At 72.5% G+C, this 9,390-nt stretch carries 8 protein-coding genes; 1 reads left to right on the top strand and 7 read right to left on the bottom strand.

Annotation, left to right across the window (positions count from 1 at the left end):
• Window positions 1–6: 6 nt before the first annotated feature.
• Genes KBX71_RS20380 through KBX71_RS20360 form a run of 5 tightly spaced genes read right to left on the bottom strand, consistent with a single transcriptional unit; the run spans window position 7 to window position 6,416 of the window.
• A complete protein-coding gene (locus KBX71_RS20380; RefSeq protein ID WP_210819603.1) occupies window positions 7–1,737 on the bottom strand; it encodes an ABC transporter ATP-binding protein in 1,731 nt (576 codons plus the stop codon).
• Window positions 1,734–3,416 carry an ABC transporter ATP-binding protein gene (locus KBX71_RS20375; RefSeq protein WP_210819602.1) on the bottom strand — a complete coding sequence of 561 codons (1,683 nt, stop codon included), beginning with the start codon at window positions 3,414–3,416 and terminating at the stop codon, window positions 1,734–1,736. Before KBX71_RS20375 ends, KBX71_RS20380 begins: the two co-directional genes overlap by 4 nt.
• Window positions 3,413–4,255 carry an ABC transporter ATP-binding protein gene (locus KBX71_RS20370; RefSeq protein ID WP_210819601.1) on the bottom strand — a complete coding sequence of 281 codons (843 nt, stop codon included), beginning with the start codon at window positions 4,253–4,255 and terminating at the stop codon, window positions 3,413–3,415. Before KBX71_RS20370 ends, KBX71_RS20375 begins: the two co-directional genes overlap by 4 nt.
• Window positions 4,255–5,328: an iron chelate uptake ABC transporter family permease subunit gene (locus tag KBX71_RS20365; protein WP_210819600.1), complete on the bottom strand. Its 1,074-nt coding sequence runs from the start codon at window positions 5,326–5,328 to the stop codon at window positions 4,255–4,257. Before KBX71_RS20365 ends, KBX71_RS20370 begins: the two co-directional genes overlap by 1 nt.
• Window positions 5,329–5,336: 8 nt before the next feature.
• Window positions 5,337–6,416: an iron ABC transporter permease gene (locus KBX71_RS20360; protein ID WP_205780107.1), complete on the bottom strand. Its 1,080-nt coding sequence runs from the start codon at window positions 6,414–6,416 to the stop codon at window positions 5,337–5,339.
• Between the two features lie 96 nt (window positions 6,417–6,512).
• Here KBX71_RS20360 and KBX71_RS20355 point away from each other — a divergent pair, with 96 nt between their 5' ends.
• The gene (locus KBX71_RS20355) at window positions 6,513–7,556 is read left to right on the top strand and encodes an iron-siderophore ABC transporter substrate-binding protein (RefSeq protein WP_210819599.1); all 1,044 of its coding nucleotides are present in this window, start codon (window positions 6,513–6,515) and stop codon (window positions 7,554–7,556) included.
• A 64-nt stretch (window positions 7,557–7,620) separates the two neighbouring features.
• On the opposite strand, the gene KBX71_RS20350 is transcribed toward KBX71_RS20355, so the two are convergent.
• The gene (locus KBX71_RS20350; protein ID WP_247683814.1) at window positions 7,621–8,109 is read right to left on the bottom strand and encodes a MarR family winged helix-turn-helix transcriptional regulator; all 489 of its coding nucleotides are present in this window, start codon (window positions 8,107–8,109) and stop codon (window positions 7,621–7,623) included.
• Window positions 8,110–8,117: 8 nt separating this feature from the next.
• Complete coding sequence (locus KBX71_RS20345) at window positions 8,118–9,365, bottom strand: NAD(P)/FAD-dependent oxidoreductase (RefSeq protein ID WP_210819597.1); 1,248 nt, start codon at window positions 9,363–9,365, stop codon at window positions 8,118–8,120.
• Between the last annotated feature and the right edge of the window lie 25 nt (window positions 9,366–9,390).

The raw sequence follows: 9,390 nt of genomic DNA, 5'->3' as shown, positions 1-9,390 counted from the left end.
GCGCGCTCAGCGCCGAGCGCGCTGGTCCGACCAGGCCCGCCACAGCGTGGAGTACGGGCCGTCCCGCTCGATCAGGTCGCTGTGGGTGCCCGCCTCGACGATGCGGCCGGCCTCCATCACCACGACCCGGTCCGCTGCCACCGCCTGGGTGAGTCGATGCGCCACGATCAGCGCGGTACGCCCCGCCAGCGCGGCGTCGGCCACCCGTTCGAGCAGGCGCGCTCCGGCGCTCCCGGCCTCCGCGGTGGCCTCGTCGAGGATCGCCACCGGCGGATCGGCCAGGATCAGCCGGGCGAACGCCAACTGCTGGGCCTGCGCCGCGGTGAGGACGTGCCCACCCGCACCGACCTCGGTGTGCAGGCCGTCGGGCAGTTGCCGCACCCACCCCAGCGCCTGCACCCGGTCCAGCGCGGCGCTCACCTCGTCGTCGGTGGCGTCCGGACGGGCCAGTCGCAGGTCGTCGACGAGGGGTCCGGCGAAGACGTGCACCTCCTGGGTGATCAGTGCGACCTCGCCGGCCGGCACCGCGACGTTCCCGCGGGTCGGCTGGTGCACGCCGGCGATCACCTTGGCCAGAGTGGTCTTACCGGCGCCGCTGCCGCCGACCAGGGCAACCCGCTCGCCGCGGGCGATCGTCAGATCGACGGCGTGCAGCACCGGCCGGTCCGGGCGGTAGGCGAAGTCCAGCCCACCTACCACCACCGCGTCCGGGCCGTCGCCGGCGCTGGCCCGTTGCCGTACGGGCGGGGTCAGGTCGGCGACCCCGACCAGCCGATCCAGCCCCGAGGCGGCGGCCTGGGCATCGTCGACCAGGGCGAGAGCGACGTTGATCGGGCCGAACAGGCCGTGGAAGTACAGCGCCGCCGCGGTCGCCGTGCCGATGCTCACCGAATCCCCGCGGACGAGGAAGAAGCCGGTGCCGAGGACGGCGGCGAGCCCGAGGAACTCGGCGACGTGCAGCCGGGCGTAGAACCGGGTCTGCAGCGCGACGCCCCGCAGCAGCAGGTCCACCGCCTGCTGGGACCTCGTGGCGACCCGCTCCCGGTGCTCGTCGGCGATCCGGAACGCGCGGATGGTCGACGCGCCGTCGATGGTCGCGAGCAGGTGGTGCTGTTGCGTGGCGACGGCGACCCGCTGCCGGGCGTAGAGCGGGACGGCGCGGCGGGCGTACCAGCGCACGGTGTGCGCCTGCACGGGCACCGCGATCAGCGCCGCGACGAGGAAACGCCAGTCGAGCACGGCCATCCCGGCCAGGGTGAGCACGATGGTCAGCAGGGCGCGGGTGAACTCGGGGACCGCGCTGCGGGCCGCCTCGGCGATCACGGCGACGTCGTTGGTCACCCGGGAGGTGAGGTCACCGGTCCCGGCGCGCTCGACCTGTTCCAGCGGAAGGTGCAGCGCCGAGGAGACGAACCGTTCCCGTAGTCGGGCCAGCACACCCTCGCCGACCTGCGCGAGCAGGGCGACACCGAACCCGGCCAACACCGCCTCGACGACCGCGGCGGCCACCAGCCCCGCGCCGGCGAGAACCACGTCACCGGTGCTGCCGCCGCCGGTGGCCAGATCGACGATGCGCCCGAGCAGCGGCGGGCCCACCAGCCCGGCAGCGGTGCCGGCGACCAGCAGGGCGAGTGCCCCGGCCAGCCGGGACCGGTGCGGACGCACAAGCGTCCGCAACTGCGCCAGGGTGCGACGTCCGGTCGCGATCGGCAGCAACGTCGTCGAGTCGGTGGTCATGCGAGCACGGTCTCCCGGTAGGTGTCGTCCTCGGCGACCAGGTCGCCGTGCGCGCCGTCGGTGCGGACGGTGCCGTCGTGTACGACGATCACCCGGTCGGTCACCGCGAGCAGCGCCGGACTGGCGGTGATCAGGATCGTGGTACGTCCGTCCCGCATCGCGCGCAGTCGCCCGGCGATGCGGGACTCGGTCGCCGCGTCGACAGCTGTGGTCGGGTCGTGCACGACCAGCACCGGCGGTTCGCCGGCCAGTGCCCGGGCGAGCGCGATGCGCTGCCGCTGGCCGCCGGAGAGCGAACGGGCCCGATCGTCCAGCACCGTGTCCAGCCCGTCCGGGAGGCCGCGGGCCACCTCGTCGGCGTCTGCCGCGGTCACCGCTGCGTCGACGCGTGCCGGGAGGGCCCGTCCGGCGAGCGAGACGGCCGCTCGGACGGTGTCGTCGAACAGGTCGGTTTGATGTTCGACGGCCAGCACCACGGCCCGCAGGTCGTTCGGTGCGAGGTCGGCGAGCGGTATGCCGTCCAGTTCGATCACCCCGGCGACCGGATCACGCACCCGCCCGAGCAGCCGCACGAACTCGGCTGCCTCGGCCGGGTCGGTGGCCACGATTCCGACAAGCTCGCCGGGGGCGATCTCCAGGTCGATTCCGCGCAGGGGCGGGCTGTCCACCCCGCGCAGTGCGAGACCACCACGGGCCGGCGTGACCGGGTTCGCCGTGCCGTCGGGCACCGCGACGGGGGTGTCCAGGACGGCGGCGACGCGGCGGGCGGACGCGCGGCCCTGAGCGAGGTCGGCGCCCACCCAGCCGAACGTGGACATCGGACCGACCAGGAACTGCGCCAGGCCGAGCGAGGAGATGAGCTGACCGACGGTGATCTGGCCGTGGAGTGCGAGGACCCCGCCGATGACCGCGATGACCGCCAGGAACGCCCCGCTGAGCGTGAGCACCAGTCCCTGGTACGCGGCCTCGGCGCGCGCCGCTCGTACGGTCGCGGCGAGCGCGCTGCGACTGCGCTGCGCGTACCTCTCGACCGCCGCCGTCTCGGCCCGCAGGCCCTTGACCACGCGAAGGCCGATGACGAGGTCGGCGGCGATGCCGGAGGCGTGGGCGCTGTGCTCCTGCTCCGTTGCGCTGCGCTCCTCCAACGGCTTGCCGAACAGGCGGGTGAGCAGCAGCAGCGGCGGGGTGCCCAGGAGCACCACCAGCCCGAGTGGCAGGGAGATGGACAGCAGCAGGACCGCCGCGAGGATCAGGCCGACGACGGCGGCCACGCCGGACACGACAGCGATGGCGACTGCCCCGACCCGGGCCGCGTCGCTTGTCGCGATCGACACCAGGGCACCGGGCAGCCGGTCGACCTCCGCGCCTCCGCGCTCGTGCAACACCCTCCTGGTCACCCGTAGCCGCAGGTCGTGCGCCGCCTGTTCGGCGGCACGTTCACCGGTACGCTCGCCGTACCGGTAGCTGTAGCTCAGGCCCACGTAGACGGCGGCCAGCACACCCAGCCAGAGGGCCAGGCTGCCGACGCCGCCGTCCACGGCCCGGTCGATGATCACACCGATCAGGAACGGCACCGCGGCCTCGCCGGCCTGGTGGCCGGTGATCAGAAGCGTGCTCAGCGAGATGAGCCGCCGCTGCCTGCCGAGCGTGTCGATGAGCAGTCTGCGCCCGGCGGTCACGCGGGAACCCGGTCGACAGGCGCCGCGACGACGCCGGCGCGGGCCAGTCGACGCCGCTGCCGCCCGGCCGGGACCACCATCGGCGTGTCCGTCTCCGGGTCGGTCATCACCCGGCAGGGCATCGCGAAGACCGTCTCCACCAGCTCCGCCGTCATCACCTCGGCGGGCGGGCCCTGAGCGAGGACCCGGCCCTCCCGCATCACGATCAGCTCGGTGGCGTACCGGCAGGCATGGTTGAGGTCGTGCAGGACGGCGACGACGGTCCGGCCCTGCTCGTGCAGGTCGGCGCAGAGGTCCAGGACCTCGAACTGGTGCGACAGGTCGAGGAACGTGGTCGGTTCGTCGAGCAGCAGGATCGGCGTCTGCTGGGCCAGCGCCATCGCCAGCCAGACCCGCTGACGCTGGCCACCGGAGAGTTCGTCGACGAACCGGTCGGCCAGCTCGGTCACCTCGGTCTGGCGCATCGCGTCGGCGACCGCCGCCTCGTCCTCCGGCGACCACTGCCGCAGCACACGTTGGTGGGCGAAGCGGCCCCGGGCGACAAGCTCCTCGACCACGATCCCGCCGGGTGCGACCGACGACTGCGGCAGCATGCCGAGCTGTCGGGCCACCTGCTTGGACGGTTGCGACGCGATGGTCTGGCCGTCGAGGTAGACGGCGCCGGACTGCGGCTTCAGCACCCGGGCCAGTGACCGCAGCAACGTCGACTTGCCGCAGGCGTTGGGCCCGACGATGACGGTGAACGAACCGTCGGTGATCTGGACGTCGAGGTCCCGGACGACCACCCTCTTGTCGTACGCCAGGGTCAGCGCGTCGGCCCGCAGCCGCGACTCGGTCATCACTGTGCTCCTTGTCCGCGGTTACGTCGCTCGTGGAAGAGCAACCAGGTCAGGTAGATGCCGCCCAGGGCGGCGGTGACGAGACCGACCGGGACGTCGTCGTCCGGCAGGATGCGCTGCGCCACCCAGTCACTGGCCGTCAACAGGGCGGCGCCCATCAACGCGGCCGGCAGGATCCCGGCGTTCGGCGACCGGGTCAGCCGAGCGGCCAACGGTGGCGCGGCGAGAGCGACGAACGCGATCGGCCCGGCCGCGGCGGTGGCACCGGCCGCGAGTCCGACGCCGGCCAGCGCGAGCACCACCCTGCTGCGTTCGACGGGTACGCCGTGCAGCATCGCGGGCTCGTCGCCCAGGGCCAACATGTCGAGGTGCCGGCTGTGGTAGAGCGCGACCGGCAGCAGCACCGCGACGGCGACGGCGACGAGCGTCACCTCGGTCCAGCCGGGGCCGTTGACGCTGCCGATCAACCAGACCTGGGCGGCGATCGCCTCGTCGAGTCGGCTGCGGTAGATCAGGTACGAGTTGAACGAGTCGAGGAGCGCGGACACTCCGACGCCCATCAGCACCAGCCGGAACGGCTGCACCCCACGGCGGAACGCGAGCAGGTAGATGGCGACCGAGGTGGCCAGGCAGCCGACGATCGCACCGGCCGCGACCTGGAAGCCCGCGCCGTTGAACAGCAGCAGGACGATCAGCGCGCCGGTCGCCGCGCCCACCGTCAAGCCGACGAAGTCGGGGCTGCCCAGGGGGTTGCGGGTCAACCCCTGGAAGATCGTCCCGCTCGCGCCCAGGGCCGTACCGACCAGCAGGGTGATCAGCACGCGGGGCAGCCGCAGCTCGTGCACGATGAAGTCGGTGCCCGGGTCGCCCTGGCCGACGAGGCTGCGGAGCACGTCGGGCACGGGGATCGGGAAGTCGCCGCTGGAGAGGTTGACCACCGCGACGCCCAGCGCCGTGAGCAGCAGCGCGGTGCCGGCGATCAGTGACCGCAGGTGCACCCGCAGCGAGAGCCGACCACCGCGGCTGCGGATCACCAGCCGGGTGGTCCGTCCGGACGGACGGAGCTGGAGCACCGGCCCGCTCACAGGGTGCTCAGCCGGCGTCGGCGGCACAGCGCGATGAACAGTGGTGCCCCCAGGAACGCGGTGACCACCCCGACCGGCAACTCGGCCGGGGCCACCAGGACCCGCCCGAGCACGTCCGAGACGAGCAGCAGGGTGGGTCCGAGGACCAGTGAGTAGGCCAGGATCCAGCGGTGGTCCGAGCCGGTGAACATCCGGGCCGCGTAGGGGACGGCCAGGCCGACGAACCAGATCGGCCCGCAGGCGGCGGTGGCCGCGCCGCACAACAGCGTGATCGTGATCATGCCCAGCACCCGGATCCGCCCCGGGTGTGCACCGACCGAGGTCGCCGTGTCGTCGCCCATGCTCAGCGCGTTGAGTTGGCGGCCCAGCAGCAGCGCGAGCAGGACACCGACCACCAGAAAGGGCGCCAACTGCGTGATCGTGCTGGACTCCCGGTCGGCGAGCGATCCGACGTCCCAGTGCCGGTACCTGTCGAACGCCTCCCGATGGGTGACCAGGATCGCCCAGATTCCGGCGCCGAGCACCGAGGTGAGGGAGACCCCGGCAAGCACCTGCCGTTCCGGGGTGGGCGCCCGGCCGGCGCCGCCGAGCGCGAAGACGGCCGCCGAGGTGAGCCCGGCGCCGGCGATGGCGAACCAGACGTACCCGTTCGCGCTTGTCACTCCGAGCAGCGCGATGGCGAGCACCACGCCGGTGGACGCGCCCAGGCTGACCCCGAGCAACCCGGGTTCGGCCAGCGGGTTGCGGGTGAGCGCCTGCATCACCGTGCCGGCCAGACCCAGCGCCGCGCCCACGCCGAACCCGAGGATCGTGCGGGGCACCCGTAGCTGGTGCACGATCTCCGAGGCGGCGGAGCCGTCGTCGTGCCAGAGCACCTGCCAGACCGTGCCGAGGCCGAGCGAGCGGCTGCCGACCGCGATGCTCAGTGCCACCGCGGCGGCGAGGGCGACGACGCCGACGACGAGGCCGGTCCAGCGGCGACCGGTGCGCGACAAGGACTCGCGCGGCACCTTCTGGGGTGAAACGGTCCCGGGCTCCGGGCGGGTGCCGGTGCCTGGGGTCAACACGTGCTCCATCCGTCCACCCGTTCGCATTACTCAATTAGGTGAGGCTAACCTACACTCCCGTTCGAGGTCACCACCCTGGGGCCTCGTTGGCAGAAAGGAACAGCCGTGCGGCTTCCCTCAATCCGCCGGGGCGCGACTGTCGCTTCGACCGCGCTCCTGCTTCTCCTCGCGGCCTGCGGTGGTGGGTCGGAGCCGTCGGCCCCGTCATCCAGTGCCGCCACCTCCAACGCTTTCCCGGTCTCGATCGAGCACAAGTTCGGCACCGCCACCATCCCGGCCGAGCCCAAGCGGATCGCCGTGGTCGGCCTGGTCGAGCAGGACGCCTTGCTGTCGCTGGGCGTCGTGCCGGTGGCGACCACCGAGTGGTTCGGCGAGAAGCCGGGCGCCATCTGGCCCTGGGCCGAGGCCGCGCTGGGCGGCGGGGCCAAGCCGCAGGTGCTCACCAACACCGATGGCATCCAGTTCGAGAAGGTGGCCGCCCTGCGGCCCGACCTCATCCTCGGCGTCTACTCGGGGCTGACGAGCGAGGACTACTCGAAGCTGGCGAAGATCGCACCGACGGTGGCACAGCCGAAGGACTCCGTCGACTATGGGGTGTCCTGGCAGGATGTGACCCGTACGGTCGGCACCGCCGTCGGCCGCAAGGCTCAGGCGGACAAGGTCGTCACGGATGTCGAGGCCAAGTTCGCAGCGGTACGCACGGCGAACCCCGCCTTCGCCGGCGCGACCGGCCTGATGGCCACCACCTACGAGGGCTACTACGTGTACGGCCCGCAGGACTCGCGCGGCCGGTTCCTCACCGACCTGGGCTTCACGTTGCCGGCCGGACTGGCCGAGGTGACCGGCAAGGAATTCGGCGCGAACCTGAGCCGGGAGCGCACCGACATGCTCGACACCGGCGTGCTGATCTGGCTGGTCGACAGCTACGACACCGACAAGGCGAAGGTCCAGGCCGACCCGCTCTACAGCAAGCTCAAGGTCAAGACCGAGGGTCGCGACATCTACCTGGAGAACGAGGAGCTGGTCGGCGCCGCGACCTCGTTCATCACTCCGCTGAGCCTGCCGTTCCTGCTGGAGAAGCTCGTCCCGCAGCTGGCCGCGGCGATGGACGGCAACCCGGCCACGGCGGTACAGAGGTCCGCTTCCTGACGATCCGGGCGGGGAGCTGGACCTGACAGGACAGTTCCCCGCCCGGCGGGCCGGCAGTGGGCCCTCAGGCAGACCGTTGCGCGGCGTCGCCGCCGCGGAGGTGGTCCAACTCGGCGAGGTACATCGCCTGCATGCGGTCAAAGTGCCGGACCAGCAGCATGACCTCCTCGACGCGGTAGCCCTCGATGAGCCGCCCCGCCCGCTCGGCGAACCGCTCGTACGGTCGCCTCAACTCGGCGACCCGCTCCGGCCGCAGGGTGACGATCACCCGCCGCCGGTCCGCCGGATCGCGCTCGGCCGTCACGTAGCCCGCCTGCTGGAGCCGGCGGAGCATGCTGGTCACCGCCCCGGTGGTGAGGTTGGTCCGCTCGGCGACCTGCCCCGCGGTGGCGGAGCCGACGTCCGCCAGGTAGTCCAGGCACTCCAGGTCGCTCACGGTGAGGCCCAGCCGCTCCGCGATGGCGTACCGGAACACCATGGACAGCCGCGACGTCTCCCGCCCGGCGCGCATGAGGTCGGCGATCGCGGACGCACGGGCCGGCTCGTCGGACATGCCCGCAATCATGCCTCCGGCACGGTCACCCGGTGCAGTCGAGGTAACACGCGGGTCAGCACCCAGTGCGGTGCGGCCGCACTCCCGGTGAGGCGGCGCATCAGCCCAGCGGCGGTGTCGACGGCGCGGAAGGCGTAGGGCACCATCTCGTCCTGGTAGCCGGCGATCGCCTCCTCCACCGACGTGCCGCCGGCCCGGGCCTCGACCAGCCGGTGGCCGAGCACTGCGGCGTCGCGGAGCGCGGTGTTGCCGCCGTGAGCGCCGAACGGCGGCATGACGTGCACGGCGTCGCCCATCATCGTCGCCCGGGGCACCGCCCACCGGCGCGGGCGCCGTCCGGTGGCGAAGAGGTTGAGCACCGTGGCGTCCAGCTCGGCCGTGCCGACCAGCCGCCGGATGACCGGGTGGAAGTCCATGCTCATCCCGGAGGCCAGTCTCCACATCGCCAGCAGGTCGCCCCGGATGCCGATGGGCACCTCCTCCTGCCGCAGCAGCAGGCCCCACATGACGTAGTCGTCGCCGGTGGGCGCGTAGCTGCCCGGTGCCAGGCGCGCGAACGCCTCCGGCGGGCTCTCGCCGAACCGCATGGAGGTGAAGAAGAAGGCGCGGCCCGGCCGGTCGGCGATGGCCAGGACCCCGCTGGTACGCAGCGCGTCCGGGATGACACTCTCGCCGTTGCGCCGCAGGGGTGACCGGCCGTAGATGCCCGCCATCGGGGTGTTCGCCGGGTCGGCGTCCGGCATGATCTGCGCGCGCAGCGCCGAGCCGACGCCGTCCGCGCCCACGACGACGGTTGCCGCGGCGGCCCCGCCGTCGGAGAACAGCAACCGCGGCCGTGCCGGGTCGCCGCTGTCCACCGCGACGGCGTCCTTGCCGTAGTGGACGCGCCCGTCCAGCCCGGACTGCAGGATCGACCGAAGGGTCAGCCGGTCGACCTGACGGGTCGCGTGCGGCTCGTCCTTGAAGGTGATGGTGAATGCGTCCCGCAGCCGGCTGTCGGTGAAGCGCAGGTGCCCGCCGGGCTCGTCGCCGGTGGTCAGCGCCAGGTTGTACAGCGAGCGGGGCAGGCTCTCGCGCAGCGCCTCCAGCCCGTACCGGTCGAGAATGATCCGGTAGCCCTGCCGCCGGACGAAGGGGCCCGGATCCCGCTCGTAGACGTGCACGTCGATGCCGGCGCGCATCAGGTACTGGGCGAGGCAGAGGCCGGAGAGGCCGGCACCCGCGATCGCCACGGAGAACTCAGTCGATACGCCCATGCGGTTATCTTAATGACTAAGATGA

It is taken from the genome of Micromonospora sp. D93 (assembly GCF_018070365.1).
GTDB lineage: Bacteria > Actinomycetota > Actinomycetes > Mycobacteriales > Micromonosporaceae > Micromonospora > Micromonospora ureilytica.
The sequence above is the reverse complement of the archived record's forward strand: the minus strand, read 5'-3'. Positions and strand labels throughout refer to the sequence as shown.